The organism is Streptococcus suis (assembly GCF_002964045.1).
Taxonomy (GTDB): Bacteria; Bacillota; Bacilli; order Lactobacillales; family Streptococcaceae; genus Streptococcus; species Streptococcus suis_U.
In genome coordinates this window covers 1-270 of the sequence record NZ_POPB01000033.1, presented here as the reverse complement: position 1 = coordinate 270, position 270 = coordinate 1, and the positions used below count along the sequence as shown (strand labels likewise).

Annotated in this window: 1 protein-coding gene; it reads left to right on the top strand. The window is 39.6% G+C overall.

Annotated elements, in window-relative coordinates; genetic code table 11:
- Positions 1-99: 99 nt before the first annotated feature.
- A partial coding sequence (locus C1E99_RS00140) for an HIRAN domain-containing protein (protein WP_193441760.1) occupies positions 100-270 on the top strand: 171 nt, incomplete at its 3' end.

Here is a 270-nt window from a genome sequence, read left to right as displayed (position 1 = left end):
GATGATAATGCCCGTTACACTATTTACCAAAACGGTGTCATTATCAATGCAGATTATCAAATTGTTTATCAACCATAATGATTCTCTAGGAGGTTAGACATGACATTCACATCATTTGAACCAACACGCAATGTTCAAGATTTTCATTTGGCAGCCTTTGCCTACTATGATGGACTAGATGTAATCGACCAACTCAAACCAGGAACACCTGTTCAGCTAGTCGGAGAGCCGTCAAACCCACATGACTCAGAAGCTGTAGCAATCTTTTAT